Source organism: Pseudomonas sp. NPDC089734, assembly GCF_044748865.1.
Taxonomy (GTDB): Bacteria; Pseudomonadota; Gammaproteobacteria; order Pseudomonadales; family Pseudomonadaceae; genus Aquipseudomonas.
In genome coordinates, this window is sequence record NZ_JBIVGV010000024.1 from 1 (window position 1) to 17,576 (window position 17,576).

General features: G+C 58.7%; 17 protein-coding genes. 11 read left to right on the plus strand and 6 right to left on the minus strand.

Translation table 11 applies throughout. The features are described 5' to 3' along the window. Positions 1-407: 407 nt before the first annotated feature. Both ACIPY9_RS22565 and ACIPY9_RS22570 read right to left on the minus strand, forming a co-directional pair. Positions 408-1,901 carry a CoA-acylating methylmalonate-semialdehyde dehydrogenase gene (locus ACIPY9_RS22565; RefSeq protein ID WP_400706782.1) on the minus strand — a complete coding sequence of 498 codons (1,494 nt, stop codon included), beginning with the start codon at positions 1,899-1,901 and terminating at the stop codon, positions 408-410. Positions 1,902-1,961: 60 nt separating this feature from the next. Further along, positions 1,962-3,308: an aspartate aminotransferase family protein gene (locus ACIPY9_RS22570; protein ID WP_400706785.1), complete on the minus strand. Its 1,347-nt coding sequence runs from the start codon at positions 3,306-3,308 to the stop codon at positions 1,962-1,964. 111 nt (positions 3,309-3,419) lie between these two features. Between ACIPY9_RS22570 and ACIPY9_RS22575 the strand changes: the two genes are divergently transcribed. From ACIPY9_RS22575 to ACIPY9_RS22605, 7 genes are all read left to right on the plus strand, one after another. Further along, on the plus strand, positions 3,420-4,340 hold the full coding sequence (locus ACIPY9_RS22575; RefSeq protein ID WP_400706788.1) for a LysR family transcriptional regulator: 921 nt from the start codon (positions 3,420-3,422) through the stop codon (positions 4,338-4,340). A gap of 185 nt (positions 4,341-4,525) precedes the next feature. Beyond that, complete coding sequence (locus tag ACIPY9_RS22580; RefSeq protein ID WP_400706791.1) at positions 4,526-5,917, plus strand: uracil-xanthine permease family protein; 1,392 nt, start codon at positions 4,526-4,528, stop codon at positions 5,915-5,917. An 87-nt stretch (positions 5,918-6,004) separates the two neighbouring features. Further along, the gene (locus tag ACIPY9_RS22585) at positions 6,005-6,667 is read left to right on the plus strand and encodes a TetR/AcrR family transcriptional regulator (protein ID WP_400706794.1); all 663 of its coding nucleotides are present in this window, start codon (positions 6,005-6,007) and stop codon (positions 6,665-6,667) included. Positions 6,668-6,699: 32 nt separating this feature from the next. After that, entirely contained in the window at positions 6,700-7,293 is a 594-nt protein-coding gene (locus tag ACIPY9_RS22590) for an IMPACT family protein (RefSeq protein WP_400706797.1), read from the plus strand. A gap of 522 nt (positions 7,294-7,815) precedes the next feature. Next, positions 7,816-9,369, plus strand: a complete 1,554-nt coding sequence (locus ACIPY9_RS22595; RefSeq protein WP_400706800.1) for an ABC transporter ATP-binding protein — start codon at positions 7,816-7,818, stop codon at positions 9,367-9,369. An 11-nt stretch (positions 9,370-9,380) separates the two neighbouring features. After that, entirely contained in the window at positions 9,381-10,481 is a 1,101-nt protein-coding gene (locus tag ACIPY9_RS22600; RefSeq protein ID WP_400706803.1) for an ABC transporter permease, read from the plus strand. Continuing rightward, the gene (locus tag ACIPY9_RS22605; protein ID WP_400706806.1) at positions 10,481-11,407 is read left to right on the plus strand and encodes an ABC transporter permease; all 927 of its coding nucleotides are present in this window, start codon (positions 10,481-10,483) and stop codon (positions 11,405-11,407) included. The genes ACIPY9_RS22600 and ACIPY9_RS22605 overlap by 1 nt, the downstream gene beginning before the upstream one ends. 121 nt (positions 11,408-11,528) lie before the next feature. On the opposite strand, the gene ACIPY9_RS22610 is transcribed toward ACIPY9_RS22605, so the two are convergent. Further along, complete coding sequence (locus ACIPY9_RS22610; RefSeq protein ID WP_400706809.1) at positions 11,529-11,924, minus strand: hypothetical protein; 396 nt, start codon at positions 11,922-11,924, stop codon at positions 11,529-11,531. Between the two features lie 80 nt (positions 11,925-12,004). On the opposite strand from ACIPY9_RS22610, the gene ACIPY9_RS22615 reads away from it, so the two are divergent. From ACIPY9_RS22615 to ACIPY9_RS22625, 3 genes are all read left to right on the plus strand, one after another. Further along, entirely contained in the window at positions 12,005-12,355 is a 351-nt protein-coding gene (locus ACIPY9_RS22615) for a MerR family transcriptional regulator (protein WP_400706812.1), read from the plus strand. A 34-nt stretch (positions 12,356-12,389) separates the two neighbouring features. After that, complete coding sequence (locus tag ACIPY9_RS22620; RefSeq protein ID WP_400706815.1) at positions 12,390-13,076, plus strand: SDR family oxidoreductase; 687 nt, start codon at positions 12,390-12,392, stop codon at positions 13,074-13,076. A gap of 251 nt (positions 13,077-13,327) precedes the next feature. After that, positions 13,328-14,686: an 8-oxoguanine deaminase gene (locus ACIPY9_RS22625; RefSeq protein WP_400706817.1), complete on the plus strand. Its 1,359-nt coding sequence runs from the start codon at positions 13,328-13,330 to the stop codon at positions 14,684-14,686. Between the two features lie 45 nt (positions 14,687-14,731). Here ACIPY9_RS22625 and ACIPY9_RS22630 read toward each other — a convergent pair whose 3' ends face one another. The 3 genes from ACIPY9_RS22630 to ACIPY9_RS22640 all read right to left on the minus strand — a co-directional run bounded on the left by ACIPY9_RS22630 (position 14,732) and on the right by ACIPY9_RS22640 (position 16,690). Beyond that, complete coding sequence (locus tag ACIPY9_RS22630) at positions 14,732-14,947, minus strand: DUF6124 family protein (protein ID WP_400706819.1); 216 nt, start codon at positions 14,945-14,947, stop codon at positions 14,732-14,734. Between the two features lie 414 nt (positions 14,948-15,361). Beyond that, positions 15,362-15,922 carry a DsbA family protein gene (locus ACIPY9_RS22635; protein WP_400706822.1) on the minus strand — a complete coding sequence of 187 codons (561 nt, stop codon included), beginning with the start codon at positions 15,920-15,922 and terminating at the stop codon, positions 15,362-15,364. 15 nt (positions 15,923-15,937) lie between these two features. Beyond that, a complete protein-coding gene (locus ACIPY9_RS22640; RefSeq protein WP_400706825.1) occupies positions 15,938-16,690 on the minus strand; it encodes an SDR family NAD(P)-dependent oxidoreductase in 753 nt (250 codons plus the stop codon). 142 nt (positions 16,691-16,832) lie between these two features. Between ACIPY9_RS22640 and ACIPY9_RS22645 the strand changes: the two genes are divergently transcribed. Beyond that, a complete protein-coding gene (locus tag ACIPY9_RS22645; RefSeq protein ID WP_400706828.1) occupies positions 16,833-17,552 on the plus strand; it encodes an IclR family transcriptional regulator in 720 nt (239 codons plus the stop codon). Positions 17,553-17,576 lie beyond the last annotated feature (24 nt).

A 17,576-nucleotide genomic window follows, 5' to 3' on the forward strand; every position in this document is an offset into this window, starting at 1 on the left:
CCGAGGCGCGCATTCTACAGCGACCTCAGAATCTGTCAAGCGATTATTTTACGAAGTTTTCAAAATTTCTTTTTCAACTTCAATCACTTGCGCTTTGATCAACTACCTGTTGCTCGTCAGCGGGAGGCGAATTCTACAGCATCGCGAGACGCTGTCAAACCCTTTTCTCGAACCGCTTTCGATCCAACCGCGACCGAAGCCCTTCTGCGAAGCCTACCGTCAAAAACACTTATAAATTGTTGATTTACAAGGCTTTTTCAGATCCGCCTGCGCCAGAAGTGGGGCGAATTATAGAGACATTAAATCGCCCGTCAACCGTTAATTTCAAAATACTGTCATAAAACTCTGATAGCCCAATAAACACAGGGGACGATCTTCAAAAAAGATCGCCCCCTGCGCACTCTTACCTACAGGCTAGGGAAGGCAAACTGCGACGCTTCATGGCTGGCCCGTTGCGGCCAACGCTGGGTAATGGCCTTGCGGCGCGTATAGAAACGCACACCATCCGGCCCGTAGGCATGCAAATCACCGAACAGCGAACGCTTCCAGCCACCAAAGCTGTGATAGGCAACCGGCACAGGCAGCGGGACATTGACGCCCACCATGCCGACTTCGATCTCATCACAGAACAGACGAGCCGCTTCACCGTCACGGGTGAAGATACACGTGCCGTTGCCGTACTCATGGTCATTGATCAGTTGCATCGCCTGCTCGAGGCTGTCCACACGCACGATGCACAGCACCGGCCCGAAGATCTCTTCTTTATAGATACGCATCTGCGGTGTCACCCGGTCAAACAGGCAGCCGCCCATGAAGAACCCCTCTTCATGGCCTGCCACCTGAATATCGCGGCCATCGACAACCAGGGTCGCCCCCGACTGAACGCCGTCTTCTATATAGCTGCTGACTTTGTCGCGGTGCGGCCCGGTCACCAGTGGTCCCATATCCAGGCCGCACTGGGTGCCGGCACCGATCTTCAGGCTCTTGATCTGCGGCACCAGCCTGGCGACGAGAGCATCGGCAACCTGATCACCGACGCAGACCGCCACCGAAATGGCCATGCAGCGCTCCCCGCATGAACCATAGGCAGCCCCCATCAGGGCACTGACCGCATTGTTCAGGTCAGCATCCGGCATCAGGACCGCATGATTCTTTGCGCCCCCCAACGCCTGGACACGTTTGCCACGTGCAGCACCTTCCTTATAGATGTACTCGGCAATCGGCGTCGATCCGACAAAACTCAGCGCCTTGACTTCAGGCGCTTCGATCAGCGCATCGACGGCCACCTTGTCGCCCTGTACAACATTGAGCACGCCCTTGGGCAAGCCAGCCTCATGCAGTAACCGGGCAATGAACAGCGTGGAGCTTGGATCACGCTCCGACGGTTTGAGGATGAAACAGTTGCCACAGGCAATGGCCAACGGGTACATCCAGAGCGGCACCATGGCCGGGAAGTTGAATGGCGTGATGCCGGCCACGATCCCCAGAGGCTGAAAGTCAGACCAGGCATCTATATTCGGTCCGACGTTGCGGCTGTATTCGCCCTTGAGGATTTCCGGCGCAGCGCAGGCATATTCGACGTTTTCAATACCGCGCTTCAGTTCGCCCGCCGCGTCCTCCAGCGTCTTGCCGTGCTCTTCACTGATGAGTTGAGCGATATGCGGTTCGTTCTGCTCCAGCAGCTGCTTGAAGCGGAACATGATCTGGGCACGCTTGCCTGGCGGCGTATTACGCCAGGCCGGGAAAGCCTCTTTGGCCGAGTCGATGGCTTGTTGCACGGTTTCCCGACTGGCCAGCGCTACGCTGTGGATTGCCTGCCCTGTCGATGGATTGAACACATCCGCGGTACGCCCGCTATCGGAGGTGAGTTCGCCGTGAATCAAGTGTTGGATGCTGCTCATGCAAATGACTCCAAGAATTTCGTGCCTGTCACCGATGCAGAGCGGTGCCAGGCCAGGTAATCAATCAACCAGACCCAGCGCTTCACCGACGGCATCGAACATTCGATCCAGGTCTTGCGCCTTGCAGTTGAAGGTCGGGCCGAACTGCAGGGTGTCGCCGCCAAAGCGAACATAGAAACCGGCCTGCCACAATTTCATCGCCGTCTCGAATGGACGGACGATGGCGTCACCATCCCGTGGAGCAATCTGGATCGCCCCCGCCAGTCCGTAGTTACGGATATCGATAACGTTCTTCACGCCCTTGATCCCGTGCAAGGCACGCTCAAAGTGCGGGGAAATTTCAGCAACCTGCTGAACCAGATTCTCACGCTGCAACAGATCCAGTGCCGCCAGCCCCGCCGCGCAGGCAACCGGGTGAGCGGAATAGGTATAACCATGTGGAAACTCGACGGCATATTCCGGCGTCGGCTGGCTCATGAAGGTTTCATAAATTTCACTGCTCGCAATCACGGCCCCCATGGGAATGGCACCATTGGTGACCTGCTTGGCAATGCACATCAGGTCAGGTATTGCACCGAAGCTGTCGGCACCGAACATTGAGCCGGTACGCCCGAAGCCAGTGATGACCTCATCGAAGATCAACAGAATATTGTGCTGGTCACAGATCTCGCGCAGGCGTTTGAGATACCCCTGAGGCGGTACGATCACGCCCGCCGAACCCGACATCGGTTCAACGATGACCGCGGCGATGTTCGAGGCGTCATGCAGCTCGATCAACTTGAGCATCTCATCGGCCAGTGCGATACCACCGGCTTCGGGCATGCCCCTGGAAAAGGCATTGCTGGCCAGCAGGGTATGCGGCAGGTGATCGACATCCATCATCTGGCCAAAGATCTTACGGTTACCGTTTACGCCACCCAGGCTGGTCCCGCCGACATTCACGCCATGGTAGCCACGGGCACGGCCGATCATTTTGGTCTTGGTCGACTGGCCTTTCAGACGCCAGTAAGCACGCACCATTTTCACGACCGTATCGGCGCACTCGGAACCGGAGTCTGTGTAGAAAACGTGATTCAGGTTACCCGGAGCCAGTTCAGCGATCTTCTCCGCCAACTGGAACGACAGCGGGTGTCCGAACTGGAAAGCCGGCGAATAATCCAGAACACCGATCTGCCTGGACACAGCCTCCTGGATTTCCTTGCGCGTATGCCCGGCGCCACAGGTCCAGAGGCCGGAAAGCCCGTCGTAAATCTTGCGTCCCTTGTCGTCGGTCAGGTAGCTGCCATGGGCCGCAACAATCATTCGCGGGTCGCGCTGAAAATTACGATTCGCGGTGTAGGGCATCCAGTGAGCGTTGAGCTTCAATTGGCTGGCGACAGACACATCGGATTGTTCGGACACATTCATTGGAGCAGACCTCGCAGAACGTAAGAAAAGTGTGGTTGCGGCCAAGGTGACACGAAGATAAAGTCCGAAAAATTCAACTTTTTCGATCTTTAGTTAAGTGATCACTAAACAATGAGCATTCGCCGTCCCGATCCACTGGCACAGGTCAGTGATTTCGATATCCGTCTGCTGCGCCTGTTTAAAAGCGTAGTCGAGGCTGGTGGCTTTTCGGCTGCCGAAAGTGTGCTCGGAATTGGTCGCTCGGCGATCAGTCAACAGATGAGCGACCTGGAACAACGTCTCGGCTTGCGCTTGTGCCAACGGGGCCGTGCCGGATTTTCCGTGACCGACGAAGGCCGCGAGGTGTATCAGTCGTCATTGCAATTGCTCAGTGCACTTGAGAGCTTTCGCACAGAGGTCAATGGCCTGCACCAGCATCTGCGCGGGGAGTTGAACATCGGCCTGACCGATAATCTGGTGACGCTACCGCACATGCGCATCACCCATGCGCTGGCGCAATTGAAGGAACGGGGGCCGGATGTCCACATCAATATACGGATGATTGCCCCCAATGAGGTTGAGCAGGGCGTGCTGGACGGACGCCTGCATGTGGGTGTCGTTCCCCAGGCCAGCGCCCTCCCCGGCCTTGAGTACCAGCCGCTGTACAGTGAACGTTCGCTGCTTTACTGCGCCGTCGGTCATCCTCTGTTCTATGTCGACGATGCCGAACTCAAGGACGAACGTCTCGCCACTCAGGACGCCATTGCGCCGACCTTTCGTTTGCCCGTGGATATTCAGGCTCACTATCAGGCACTCAAATGCACAGCCAGCGCATCGGATCGCGAAGGCATGGCCTTTCTGATCCTCACCGGTCGCTATATCGGTTATCTACCGGACCACTACGCCAGTGCCTGGGTGCAGCAAGGCCGGGTACGCGCGCTGAAACCGGGGTCTCGATTCTATGACTTGAGCCTGGTCTCCGTGACGCGCAAAGGTCGTCGCCCCCATTTGGTGCTGGAGAGCTTTCTGGAGAGCCTGGCTGCCACGCGATAAGGCATGACCGGGGTGCAGCGGGTGCTTTCAATCGCAAGCCGAACACCCTAAAAAATTTCTATGCCACTGAAATAAAAAGACTTAAAGGAGACTCGACAAAAATAACCTGAGCAAGTGGACAGCTTTTTGCAATGTATCTGGCCAAGAACGCAGTACATGACCACACCTCACACTGAGTGCTCGACATGCAGCCTGATTCATCTCACAACAATGACCTGCTTTACGGCCTCAATGACCGCCCCACTCCCGCCACCTCCATTCTGGCGGCGCTACAACACGTCCTTGCCAGCTTCGTCGGCATCATCACCCCGCCGCTGATCATTGGTTCGGCACTGGGGCTGGGCGCTTATCTGCCCTACCTGATCAGCATGGCCTTGATGGTTTCAGGCGTAGGAACCTTCATCCAGGCTCGTCGCCCGTTTGGTATCGGTGCCGGGATGATCTGCCTGCAAGGCACCAGCTTTGCTTTTCTCGGCGCGGTCCTGTCCGCAGGTTTCATCGTCAAGCAACGCGGTGGCAGCCCGGAAGACATCATGGCGATGATTTTCGGTGTCTGTTTCTTCGGTGCCGTGGTGCAGATCGTACTCAGCCGCTTCATTGGCCAGTTGCGCAAAATCATCACGCCCCTGGTGACCGGCATTGTCATTACGCTGATCGGCATCAGCCTGATCAAGGTCGGTGTCACCGATCTGGGAGGAGGCTTCAACGCCCCGGATTTCGGCGCGCCTCTCAATCTGGCGCTGGGCGTATTCGTGCTTGCGATCATCATTCTGCTCAACCGCTCCAATACCCCCTGGATTCGTCTGTCAGCGATCATCATAGGGCTGGCCATCGGCAGCGTGGCAGCCTGGATGAGTGGAAAGCTCGTCCCGCAACCGATTCATGATCTGCCGCTGATCAGCGTGCCGGTCCCGTTCAAATTCGGTTTCAGCTTCGACTGGACGGCGTTCCTGCCTGTCGCGCTGATTTATCTGATCAGCAGCATCGAAACCGTCGGCGACCTGACCGCCAACTGCATGCTGGCTCGTCAGCCCATCACTGGCCCGAGCTACGTATCCCGGCTCAAGGGCGGCGTATTGGGTGATGGCGTGAGCTGCATGATTGCCGCCACATTCAGTGCCTTCCCCAACACAACCTTTGCCCAGAACAATGGCGTGATCCAGTTGACCGGCGTTGCCAGCCGTTATGTCGGCCTTTATATCGGCGCCGTACTGTTCGTTCTCGGCCTGTTCCCTTCCATTGGTGCCATCGTGCAGCAGATTCCAAAGCCCGTGCTTGGCGGCGCAACGCTGGTGATGTTCGGCAGCGTCGCAGCCGCAGGCGTGCGAATCCTGGCTCAGGCCCCCCTGGACCGACGCAGCATGCTGATCATTGCCACCTCGTTCGGTGTCGGCCTGGGCATTGCCGCACAACCGGCGCTGCTGCATCACTTGCCCAAACTGGTCCAGAACCTGTTTGACTCAGCCATTACCAGCGGCGGTATCACCGCCATCGTCATGTGCTTGCTGATTCCGGAAGAAAAAACCGCCGTTATCGAAAAAACCTACGAGCAACAAGCCAAACCCATTGAACATTAAGAATTTTTCCCACAGCAACGCTTGTCGGATTCGTACGGGTGCGTAATCTGTCCACCCGTAGCCCCCTTGATCTGTCCGGAACTGCACATGACCCTCGAAGTCCCAGCGCACAGCACTCACGGCACCAAGCCTGCAAGCCGTATTCGCCAGAAAAACGAAGAAGCCATCATCAAGGCCGCCGAAGACGAATTTGCCCGCCACGGTTTCAAGGGCACCAGCATGAACACCATCGCACTGAATGCAGGGCTGCCGAAGGCCAACCTGCATTACTACTTCACCAACAAGCTGGGCCTGTATATCGCGGTGTTGAGCAACATCATCGAGCTATGGGACAGCACCTTCAACACCTTGAGTGTCGAGGATGACCCGGCCCAGGCGCTGGCTCGCTATATCCGCGCCAAGATGGAGTTTTCAAGACGCCACCCCCAGGCGTCGCGGATTTTCGCGATGGAAATCATCAGCGGCGGCGAGTGCATGAGCGAATACTTCAGCCAGGATTACCGCACCTGGTTCCATGGGCGGGCTGCGGTTTTTCAAGCGTGGATCGATGCGGGGAAAATGGACCCGGTAGACCCGGTCAACCTGATATTCCTGCTGTGGGGCAGCACTCAGCACTACGCCGACTTCGCGACACAGATCTGCCGGGTCACGGGCCGTAGTCGCCTGACCAAACAAGACATGGACGATGCCACCCACAATCTGATCCAGATCATTCTCAAAGGGTGTGGGCTTACGCCGCCGGTCTTGTAATATTCGACCCTTGTCGTTTGCTGGAAAACCCCATGCCTTTTACCCTCGTCGGCCCTTGCGAATACCGTGAAGAGATTCGCAAAAGCCGTTTCATCACCCTGGCGGCCCCCATCGCCAGCCCGGCCGACGCTCAAGCGTTCATCGACCAGCACAGCGACCTGGATGCGACGCACAACTGCTGGGCCTGGAAACTGGGTGCTCAATACCGCAGCAACGACGACGGCGAACCTGGCGGCACAGCAGGCAGGCCCATCCTTGCCGCCATCGAAGCCCAGGAGTTCGACCAGGTCGTCGTGCTGGTGATTCGCTGGTATGGCGGTATCCAGCTGGGAACGGGAGGCCTGGCACGAGCCTATGGCGGTGGCGCGAACAAATGCCTGCAACAGGCCGAGCGCCTGCCACTGATCAACCGGGTGCCATTCAACCTTGAATGCAGTTTCAGCGAACTGGCGCTGGTCAAGGTTCGCCTGGCAGAGATCAAGGGGCTGGTCGAATCAGAAAACTTCACCGCCAATGGCGTGGAAATGTCGATTGCCATTGGTCCGGAACACATTGCCTCCCTGCAACGTCAACTCGCGGACTTGAGCCGGGGCAGAATTATCCTGCATCCGGCACATGATCAGTAATGCGATATTCCCGGACATTTCCTGCAACTTGCCCACATCTACTGTGCATCCGGCTGTGGATAAGCTGAGCACACCGGGCTGCAAGCCTTACCGGACGTACGGTTCAGACAAGTGATCGTTTTTTGCACAATAGCCGTACAGCCCGATAAAAATCTTCTGAAAACAGCCTCTTAACGCCCTTTAGCACCATTGGACGCTATCCGGCACGCCGTTATTACCGCGTTTTCGGATTGCGCACAGTTACTGTGGAACAACCTGTGGATAACAGGTGCAAGGGTCGCGCAACCGCTTGGGGTATCGCCCTCGCCCCGCACTGTACGTTTTTTGTACAGCCTGATGAGCCATGTTGAATCCTGGCCCCTTACCGACGCCCCGAACTGGTGCCAAAAAGATTGCAGCGTTTCTTTCGGCACCGCCAAAACGCCTTTCATGTGCCTTGCGGACAGCACACGCCACAAAACCTGACCCCTTGGCCAGGATTTTGCTTTACCCGAGCGAGCCACTCAATGATCCGAGCCTGTCATGCCAAACCACGCAACACCTGCGCGCCTGCAATTGCGCCACATCACCAAGCGATACCCCGGCTGCCTGGCCAACGACGCCATTGATCTGAACATCCAGCCCGGCGAAATCCATGCGTTGCTGGGTGAGAACGGTGCAGGCAAAAGCACCCTGATGAAAATCATCTATGGCGTCACTCAGCCCGACTCGGGGTCGATTGTCTGGCAAGGCGAGACGCTGACCATGCGCAATCCGGCGCAGGCCAGAAGTCTGGGCATCGGCATGGTGTTCCAGCATTTCTCCCTGTTCGAGACACTGACCGTCGCCCAGAACATTGCATTGGCCATGGGCAGTGCGGCGGGTACTCCCCGGCAACTGGAACCGCGTATTCGCGAGGTGTCCCAGCGTTATGGCATGGCACTGGAACCGCAGCGACTGGTTCACAGCCTGTCGATCGGTGAACGCCAGAAAGTCGAAATCATTCGCTGCCTGATGCAAGACATTCGCTTGCTGATTCTGGACGAACCCACCTCCGTGCTGACCCCGCAGGAGGCCGACGAACTTTTTGTCACCTTGCGCCGCCTGGCCGCAGAAGGCTGCAGCATTCTGTTCATCAGCCACAAACTGGGTGAAGTTCGCGCCCTGTGCCACAGCGCCACGGTGCTGCGTGCAGGCAAGGTCGCCGGGCATTGCATTCCGGCTCAATGCAGCGATCTGGAACTGGCACGCTTGATGGTCGGCGATGCGGAAGGGCTGACGGCACAGTACGAGAAAGTCGCAGGAGCAGCCCCCTTCCTTCAGGTGGAAAAACTCTCATGGCAAAACCCTGACCCCTTTGGCTGCTCATTGCAGGACATCGATCTTGAAGTGCGTAGCGGGGAAATCGTCGGGATTGCCGGGGTCGCAGGCAACGGTCAGGACGAATTGCTGGCTCTGCTCAGCGGCGAGCAGACGCTGACCACATCCCAGGCAGTCAACATCCGGTTCTCAGACGCTCCTGTCGGGCATCTGCGTCCGGACGCTCGTCGCCAGAGAGGCCTGGCTTTTGTACCCGCCGAACGTCTGGGCCATGGCGCAGTGCCTGAGCTGAGCCTGACCGACAATGCCCTGCTGACCGCCTTTCAACAGGGGCTGGTCAGTAAGGGGCTGATCAAGCGCGGCAAGGTCCGTGCGCTGGCCGATGAAATCATTCGACGCTTTTCAGTCAAGACTCCCGACGCCCTGACGGCCGCCCGCAGCCTGTCGGGCGGCAATCTGCAGAAATTCATTCTGGGCCGAGAGATTCTTCAGAACCCGAAACTGCTGGTGGCGGCCCATCCGACCTGGGGTGTCGATGTGGGGGCCGCGGCGGCCATCCATCGCGCCCTGATCGCTCTGCGGGATGCCGGCGCAGCGATTCTGGTGATTTCAGAAGATCTGGACGAGCTGTTCCAGATCAGCGACCGACTCGCTGCCCTGAGCAGCGGCCAACTATCGGAACTGATCCCCACAGACCAGACCACGCCCGTACAGATCGGCGGCTGGATGGCGGGACAGTTCGATCATTCTCACCCCCACGCCACCACGCTGGGTTAACGGAGCCGAACATGCTGCTTTCTCTGGAACCGCGCGGCCAGCAATCGCGCGCCATGTTGTGGTGCTCGCCCTTGCTGGCCGCCGCCCTGACGCTGATATGCGGATCATTGCTGTTCATGGGCCTGGGGCTGGACCCGTGGGTCACGCTGCATACCCTGCTGATCGCGCCTGTCAGCGATCTCTATGGCCTGTCCGAACTGATGGTCAAGACGCTGCCGATCCTGCTCTGCGCACTCGGCCTGGCGGTGGCGTATCAGGCCCGGATCTGGAACATCGGTGCCGAAGGTCAATTGTTGCTGGGTGCGCTGGTCGGCAGCGCCGTGGCCGTGAACCTGATTGACGTGGAAAGTCGCTGGGCGCTGGTGGCGATCCTGATTGCAGGCACTCTGGCCGGGGCCGCATGGGCTGACGTGACTGCATGGCTGCGCACGCACTTCAACGCCAATGAAATCCTGACCAGCATCATGCTCAATTACATCGCCCTGAACCTGTTGCTGTTTTGCGTACACGGCCCTCTCAAGGACCCTGCCGGCATGAACTTCCCGGAGTCGGCCACCTTCGGCGACGCCAGCCGCCTGCCCTTGCTGATGGACGATGGTCGCGCCCATGTCGGGGTGTATTTCGCCCTGCTGGCACTGGTGGCGGTCTGGGTGTTACTGCAACGCAGTTTTGTCGGTTTCCAGATCAAGGTGCTGGGGCTCGATAAACGTGCGGCGGGCTTTGTGGGTTTCCGCGAAAAGCGTCTGGTCTGGCTGGCCTTGCTGATCAGCGGAGCATTGGCAGGGCTTGCCGGTGTCAGCGAAGTGACCGGCCCCATCGGCCAGCTGGTGCCACAGGTATCGCCCGGTTATGGCTATGCCGCCATTACCGTCGCATTTCTGGGACGCCTGAACCCCATCGGCATCCTGTTTTCCAGCCTGCTGATCGCCCTGCTGTATCTGGGCGGCGAGCAGGCGCAGATGACCTTGAATCTCCCGCTGGCCATCACTCAGTTGTTTCAGGGCATGATGCTGTTCTTCCTGCTGGCCTGTGATGTGCTGATCCTTTATCGCCCCCGCCTGAAACTGCGCTGGGCCAAACGCCAGATGGCACCTGTCACGGGAGCGGCATGATGGATATCGATCTGCTGAGCAACATTTTCTACGCCATGGTTCGGTGCGGTACGCCGCTGTTGCTGGTGGCCCTTGGCGAGTTGATCTGCGAAAAGAGCGGCGTCATCAATCTGGGCCAGGAAGGCATGATGCTGTTCGGCGCAGTGATTGGCTTCATCATTGCCCTGAGCACCGGCAACCTCTGGCTGGGCGTGTTGCTGGCCATGCTGGCAGGCATGTTGCTGTCAGCCCTGTTCGCCGTCGTGGCCCTGATGTTCAACGCCAACCAGGTAGCCACCGGCCTGGCGCTGACCATCTTTGGCGTGGGGCTGTCGAGCTTCGTCGGCGCAGCCTGGGTTGGCAAGCCGCTCAATGGTTTCGAGCCGGTCGCCCTTCCCTTTCTGAGTGATATCCCGTTGATCGGCCGCATGCTGTTCGCTCAGGACCTGTTGGTGTACCTGTCGTTCGCCCTGTTCGCGCTGGTGGCCTGGGTGCTGCTCAAAAGCCGTATCGGCCTGATTATCCAGGCCGTGGGCGAGAACCCCGATGCCGCCAGCGCCATGGGGTTGCCGGTATTGCGAGTGCGCACGCTGGCCGTATTGTTCGGCGGAGCAATGGCGGGGTTGGCAGGCGCTTATCTGTCGCTGGCCTATACCCCGATGTGGGCCGAAAACATGAGCGCCGGTCGCGGCTGGATCGCCCTGGCCCTGGTGGTGTTCGCCAGCTGGCGCGTCTGGCGTCTTCTGCTGGGCGCCTACCTTTTTGGCCTCGCCAGCATCCTTCATCTTGTGGCCCAGGGCATTGGCCTCGCCATCCCGTCCAACCTGCTGGCGATGCTGCCGTATGTAGCGACCATCGTCGTGCTGGTCCTGCTGTCACGCGATGCCTTGAGAACCCGGCTGTATGCGCCGGTTTCTCTTGGGCAGCCGTGGCAGGCGGGGCATTGATGATGGCGCTGTGAATACTGCGTAGGACCGGATTTATCCGGGAAGGCTTTATCTGGGACTGGTACATCTTTATGGGATGTACCGGCCTCTCGCGAATGAATTCGCTCCTACGCGGGACGATTCATTCACGCACTGGCCAGAACTGCGCAATCGCCCACGCCAACTCCATCACCAGAAACCCGATCAGCAGGCTGCTGGCGCCATTCATCAACGCATAGGCCTGCCAGGTCGCGAACAGTAATCGGCCTGCGGCGTCGTAGCGTCCAAACCGCTGTTGCGGATCACGAATCCGCAGCACAGCCCATACGCATACAATCGAACCCAGCAGGTTAGCCATCAACACATGCAGGGGCTCGAACGCCGGTAAATCTCCCGGCAGGTTCCAGTGCTGGCTCAGGGTCGCTAAAAGCCCGTGCAACGCGGCAAAACTCCAGGGCGTGGCGAAAGCGGCGGTGACGATCAGGTCATACCAGGCGCTGGCACGAACCACTTGGCGATACTGTTGGGGTTGCCACATAAAAACGTCCTGTCGATTGAGATACCCACAGGCTAAAGGGTGGAGTACGCTCCAGGGTCAAGCCCTCAAGGACACCTGGCATGCGTATTGGTGAATTGGCCCAGGCCACCGCCGTCAGTCGCGACACGCTGCGTTTTTATGAACAGCGCGGGTTGATTGCCGCCCAACGCAGTGCCAACGGCTATCGTCATTACCCTGTGGAGACGGTGCAGTTGGTGCAGTTCATCAAGGTCGCGCAACGTTTGGGGTTCAGCCTGGGCGAGATTGGTCATAACGTGGCCGAACTCTGGAAGGCTCCCTCTCCGGATGTTGCAGTGACCCGACTGCTTCAGGACAAACTGACGCTGATCGACCAACGCATGACGGAACTGTCTGAATTGCGCAGCGAGCTTCAAGCGCGTCTACTCCAGAGCTGCCCATTGAGGCCCTGACTTTGCTTCTCTTTCAACTGCCAAGGAGTTTTTCATGACTGCTACCAAAACCGCACTGATCATCGGCGCATCCCGTGGCCTGGGTCTCGGGCTGGTTCAGCGTCTGAGCGAACAAGGCTGGAACGTGATCGCCACCGTTCGTGATCCGCAGAAAGCCGATACGCTCAGGGCTGTCGCCAACACGCGTATTGAAACCCTGGACATTGATGATGTCGCCTCGCTGGAAGTGCTGGTCCAGAAGCTCAAGGGCGAAGTGTTCGATGTGCTGTTCGTCAACGCTGGCGTCATGGGGCCCAAACACCAGAGCGCCGCTCAATCCACGGCGGCCGAACTGGGCCAGTTGTTCCTGACCAACGCGGTGGCACCGATTCGCCTGGCCGAACGTCTGGTCGGACAGATTCGCCCGAAAACCGGTGTACTGGCCTTCATGAGCTCGTGGCTGGGCAGCGTTACGTGCCCGGACGGTCCGGAAATGGCGCTCTACAAGGCCAGCAAGGCTGCCCTCAACTCCATGACCAATACCTTCGTCACCCAACTGAGCGACAACCGTCCTACCGTCCTGTCCCTGCACCCGGGCTGGGTAAAAACCGACATGGGCGGCGAAGGTGCCGATATCGACGTGCTGACCAGCACCACCGGACTTGTCAAACAGCTTGATGCCTATGCAGGCAAGGGCGGGCATCACTTCATCAACTACAAGGGGGAGACGATTGCTTGGTAATCGCTCTCCGATGACTCAGGTCGAATTCATCCGTGAGGGCCTTCGCGAATGAATTCGCTCCTACCGCGACCTGAAGCTTATAGGTTTTCTGGAGGTCCTCCGTCGCGGGCAGCATGTCTTGATTAAAAACTGACCAAGGCACTAGAATCGTGCCATTGCCTGGCGTTTTTGCACATCATGGCAACCCTGGATCAGCAGACAGGGCAACACTGAGCTGGCTAACCTGAACCCACTTTCAGAGGAGCCGGCCCATGCCTGCGATCCGTATCTGGTTGAAAAATCCCCTTGCCATATTCACGGCCAATGACCTGGACGCCCGTGGCGGCCTTGTGGTCGAGGGCGGTGTGATCGTTGAAGTACTGGCTGCCGGCCAACAACCTTCCCGACCTTGCGACAACGTGTTCGATGCCCGCGAGCATGTACTGCTGCCGGGGTTGATCAACACCCATCATCACTTCTATCAGACCCTGACCCGCGCCTGGGCACCGGTGGTCAATCAGCCGTTGTTCCCGTGGCTCAAGACGCTGTATCCGGTATGGGCACGCCTGACGCCGGAAAAGCTAGCGCTGGCCAGTAAAGTGGCGCTGGTCGAGTTGCTGCTGTCGGGCTGTACCACGGCGGCCGACCATCATTACCTGTTTCCCGACGGGCTGGAGCAGGCCATCGATGTGCAGGTGCACAGCGTTCGTGAACTGGGCATGCGCGCCATGCTGACCCGCGGTTCCATGAGCCTGGGCGAAGCCGATGGCGGGTTGCCCCCACAGCAGACGGTGCAGCAGGGCGAAGTGATCCTGGCCGACAGCCAGCGCCTGATCGAGACCTACCATGAGCGTGGCGACGGTGCGCAGATCCAGATTGCTCTGGCGCCTTGCTCGCCGTTTTCGGTGACGCCGCAGATCATGGCCGAGAGCGCCGCCATGGCTGAAGAACTCGACGTGCGTCTGCATACTCATCTGGCCGAAACCCTGGATGAAGAAGACTTCTGCCTGCAACGTTTCGGGCTGCGGACAGTGGATTATCTGGACAGCGTCGGCTGGCTCGGACCGCGGACCTGGCTGGCTCACGGCATCCACTTCAACCCGGATGAAATTGCCCGGCTGGGCGCAGCAGGCACCGGGATCTGTCATTGCCCCAGCTCGAACATGCGTCTGGCTTCAGGCATTTGCCCGACCCTGGAGCTGACCGAGGCGGGCGCGCCACTGGGGCTGGGCGTGGACGGTTCAGCGTCCAATGACGCCTCGAACATGATCCTCGAAGCCCGTCAGGCGCTGTACCTGCAAAGGCTGCGCTATGGCGCTCAGGCCATAACGCCGGAGCGCGTGCTGGGCTGGGCCACTCAAGGCTCGGCCCGACTGCTGGGACGTACTGACATTGGTGAACTGGCGGTGGGCAAACAGGCGGACCTGGCGTTGTTCAAGCTCGATGAACTGCGCTTCTCCGGCAGCCATGACCCGCTCTCGGCCTTGTTGCTGTGCGGTGCGGATCGGGCTGATCGCGTGATGATTGCAGGCCGTTGGCGGGTGATCGATGGACAGGTCGAAGGGCTGGATCTGCCGAAGCTGATTGCCGATCACCGACAGGCCGCGCGGGAGCTTGTACAGCCGGTGTAGGTCTCGTCTGCCACGTCGCGGACAAGCCCCCTCCCACAGACGGTTTTATCCCTCAACGACTTCGACACCCTCCAGTGAGCGCTCGATCAGCGCATGCGCCATCTCGATCAGGTGCATTACCGAAAACGCCAGATATCGTTTTGGGCCGTTAAGCTGATCGCCTGTTTCATAGGCAGCAGCCGATGCACAACGCAAGAGATCGGAAACCCGCAAAAGGGTTTCCTCAAGTTTGATGGGAGGATCAGGGGTTATTTTTAACATGGCATGGCTCCTACATTTGCTGGGGCCATCAATTGCCGTTTCCACACGACAAAAGGTGGCAGCTATGAACGGGGTGGAAAACCAGGCTGTAGGCACCCGGCCAGACCGAGGTCTGCCCGCACATAGCCGCCATAGCACACTCACCGGCTAGAGATTCGGCAAGCCACTTGGGGGACGCTTGTACGCCTACAAAACAGAACAGGTTTCCACACCCGGTCGCTGATTTTGCAGCGACGGACGCAGGCTACTCCATGTATGGGCAGGCACAAGCGGGGTTGGATTGTCAGGGAAGTTTCGTGCAGAAGATACGGATCGATCCTTCGGAATCGTCACATTTCTTGTGGATCTTCGCGGATGAATCCGCTCCTACACAGGCCTGGTAGGAGCGAATTCATTCGCGAATGTGCTCAAAACCTACGCCAGTTGCAGTTGGGAAAGCCACTCTGCCACGGAATCGCCGCTCCCCATGTTCGGCTGTATCAAACCGTCGATCATGAAGGTGGGCGACACGTGAATCCCGTTCTGCCGTGAGTATTTGCAGTGCCATTTGATGACGTGCTCAAGCTCCTGAATGGCGAATGCTTCAGAGAGCGCGACGCCGCTGTAACGCTCAAGGCGGGCAATGATGTCATTGGGTGTCGCATCGAGGTTCGGACCGCCTGCATGGTGCTCGAACTCGAATTCCTCTCGATGCGCCGCCACCGCTGCCATGACCGCCTTGGCCGTATCCTTGCCGCCCTCCAGCATGGAGGCCGCCAGGATGCAGCGCACGATCACGGGCGAATACATGTGCCACGGCTGGGATTGCAACCGGATCTTGATCGTGAGGCGATCTTCGCCCGCCTGCGCCAGCAACTCGTCGAGCTTGTTGAAAGCCCTTACGGAAAACGGACAGGTTGGCTCGAGAAAGACCTCGAACGTACGTGGGCCGTGTCCCCAGGACAGAGCATCGGCCTGCACGCTGGACTGTTTCATCGTGATCTCCTGTTTTCAAAATTGAACGCTCTGGGTCAAGCCTCCATCAATCAGCAGGTTTGTGCCAGTGATAAAGCTGGCGGCCGGGCTGGCTAAAAAGGCCGTGGCCGTGGCGACCTCTTTCGGCGTAGCCATTCGTCCCATGGGGTTGGCAGCAAGGCACTCAGCGAACACCTCAGGCTGCTCGCGCTCAATCGCGCCCCATACACCGTCAGGAAAATAGACATTGCCCGGCGATACCGTATTGACCCTGATCCCCTCGCGGGCATGTCGCAAGGAAAGTGTTTTCCCGTAATGAATCAGGGCCGCCTTCAAGACGCCATAAGGCTCGGCGAAGCGGTCTACCTCACGACCGGAAACGCTGGAAATCAAGACAACCGACGCCGCCTGTGACTGTTTCAGAAACGGCAGCGCTGCATTCATGAAACTGACCGTCCCCAACAAATCCGTCTCGAACGCCTTGCGCCACACCGCCAACTCGCCTCCTCCCGCCAGGGCACTGACATTGGGAATGATGATGTCCACACCGCCTAGTTTCCTGGCACTCATCGTCACCCAGTTTTCGACCTGAGCGGCGTCCGTGATATCCACCACCTGACCGAAGGTTTCGCCAGCAAACTGTGCCTGCGCCTCGTGAATACCGGCTTCGTTTCGGGCGCAGAAACTGACACGGGCCCCTTCTTCAAGAAACGCCTCGACAATTGCCCGGCCAATGCCACGCGAACCACCACTGACCAACACGGATTTGCCTTTGAGTTGAAGATCCATAACGAGCCCCTTAAAGTGAAAAACCTCAGGCACTGTAAGAGGCATAAGGCCTTTGCGGCACAGATGACGGGCCGTAACGCTCTGATTTCGGCATTGCCGAACAAATCCGCCAGAAATCCGGGAAAGGTTGCAGGAGTCCCCCTTGAAAGCACGCAGCCGCCACATTCAGTCAATAGAACGGGCGATGGCTCTGCTTGAGCTGTTGAAGGCATATCCGCAAGGCGCACGCCTGACCGATCTCTGCGTCCCCAACGGGCTGACCAAAAGCACCGCGCATGGGTTGCTCGATACACTCGCGGACATGGGCTATGTCACTCACCAGGGCAGTCGCTACCTGCTCGGCTCGCGTATCCAGACCCTGGCGCACGCAGGCCATGACCGGAACGAGCGGCTGCGCCAGCTCTTTACCCCGGCGCTACAGGCCTTCAACGAGTCGTGCGAAGCCAATTGCTTCCTGGCAATACCCAGCGGAGCCCGCACGTATCTGACCCTCGATGCGCTCGATGCTGGCGGACACCCCTTGACCCAGCAGGACGATGACCAGAGAGACGCACTCCGGACCTCTGCCGTCGGCAAGGTTTTCCTGGCCCATGACCCCATGCTGGCCCGGCGAGTGCGCCGCAGCGCACCACTGGGCAAAGACCTTGAACACGAGTTGCTGCGCATCAACGAATGCGGCTATGCCCTGGACATACAGGCCTCGGAACCGGGCCTCAATTGCATGGCCATTCCGCTGCGCGTCAAAGGCAAGGTGGTAGGAGCCCTGGGCACCAGCGGACCGGCTGACAGGCTTGCGCCGCAGGTGATGCAACTGATGGCAAAACGTGCAATGCGCGATCTGTTCGAGCTGGTGAAGTACTGAGGGGCGAGATGATCGAAACCTGAA